The sequence below is a fragment of the Bartonella sp. MR168JLCBS genome, from assembly GCF_042194175.1.
Map to the genome: position 1 here is coordinate 1 of NZ_JBHIMP010000115.1, position 1,233 is coordinate 1,233.

Sequence of the window (1,233 nt, forward strand, 5' to 3'; positions counted from 1 at the left end):
TGTTCGAACTTTTTGGGTTTCTCTCGAAGGGAGGGTTCCCCGTGTACAAGTGATAGAATTTGCGCCTATTGCTGTTCTCCTTTCTTTGTGTTTTCTTATAACAATTGTAGCCGGTCCTGTTAGTCATTATATGTATGAAACTGCTAAGACTTTGTATGAACCTCAGAATTACATTGGGAGCGTTTTAGATGATTTTTTTCTCGAAAAGAGGGAAATGAGTCGATGAAATATTTTTGTCCTTTCCCTTTTTTCGGTGCGGCAATTGTTTTTATGTGGCTGACTTTAAATGGTTTTAATTTGGGTCAATTGCTTTTAGGCATTATAATTGCTTTGTTTGTTGGTTGGATGAGGCAGCTTCTTGAACCGGAAAAGATCACTATTAGAAGTTGGGGGGCGGTTTTTCGTCTCATTTTTCGAGTATTTATAGATTCTATATCCTCAAATGTTTCAGTAGCTTGGTTTGTTTTAACAAAAAGATCTCGAGAACAGCAGTCGGGTTTTATTGTGGTCCCTCTTTTGCTTGAAAGTCGCATTGCTTTGGCTGTTTTAGTTTGTATACTTTCAGCAACTCCTGGAGCTGTTTGGATTGCCTATAATAGAAAAAATGGTGAACTTTTGCTTCATGTCTTGAATTTAAAAAATAGATATAATTACCAACAGTTGATCAAACAACGGTATGAGCAACTGCTTTTGGAGATTTTCTCATGAGCATGATGATCCTTTATTGGGGGCTTTTCTTTTCGCAGTTTTTTTTAAGTGTGGCGATGATCCTTGCACTGTTTCGGTTGATTCGTGGTCCACGGGCGCAGGATCGGATCGTTGGTTTGGATGCTCTTTATATAACCGCTATTCTTTTGTTTCTTACATTCGATATTCGCTCAGGAACAACTATTTATTTTGTAGCGGCTCTCATTATTGGGCTTTTAGGTCCTGTTTCAAGTATCGCTTTGGCGAAGTTCTTAATGCGTGGAGAAGTTATTGAATGAAGGATGATGTATCGCTTGCAGTCGCTATTGTTATCACTTTTTTCTTAATATTGGGATCTGGATTGACACTGATAGGAACGATAGGTTTAGTGCGTTTTTCCAGTTTTTATGAGCGTTTGCATATGCTTTCAGTGGCTGCAAGCTGGGGCGTTGGCAGCATTCTCATTTCTTCGTTTCTTTACTCAATGCTTGTGGATCATCATTTTGTTTTTCATGAAATATTGCTGATGCTTTTTTTGCTCCTAAC

The 1,233-nt window shown here is 38.4% G+C and carries 3 protein-coding genes and 1 pseudogene; all 4 read left to right on the forward strand.

Annotated elements, in window-relative coordinates:
* A pseudogene (locus ACFIK8_RS09580) lies at positions 1-226 on the forward strand (cation:proton antiporter); the annotation flags it as partial.
* Entirely contained in the window at positions 223-708 is a 486-nt protein-coding gene (locus ACFIK8_RS09585; RefSeq protein ID WP_014924611.1) for a Na+/H+ antiporter subunit E, read from the forward strand. The pseudogene ACFIK8_RS09580 and the gene ACFIK8_RS09585, both read left to right, overlap by 4 nt.
* On the forward strand, positions 705-986 hold the full coding sequence (locus tag ACFIK8_RS09590; protein WP_042995529.1) for a K+/H+ antiporter subunit F: 282 nt from the start codon (positions 705-707) through the stop codon (positions 984-986). Before ACFIK8_RS09585 ends, ACFIK8_RS09590 begins: the two co-directional genes overlap by 4 nt.
* Positions 983-1,233, forward strand: a 251-nt coding sequence (locus ACFIK8_RS09595) for a cation:proton antiporter (RefSeq protein ID WP_375669294.1), incomplete at its 3' end; no start/stop codon positions are given. The genes ACFIK8_RS09590 and ACFIK8_RS09595, both read left to right, overlap by 4 nt.

Coding starts and splice junctions, on each gene's coding strand:
- ACFIK8_RS09585 (WP_014924611.1), top strand. CDS start 223: ATGAAATATTTTTGTCCTTTCCCTTTTTTCGGTGCGGCAATTGTTTTT.
- ACFIK8_RS09590 (WP_042995529.1), top strand. CDS start 705: ATGAGCATGATGATCCTTTATTGGGGGCTTTTCTTTTCGCAGTTTTTT.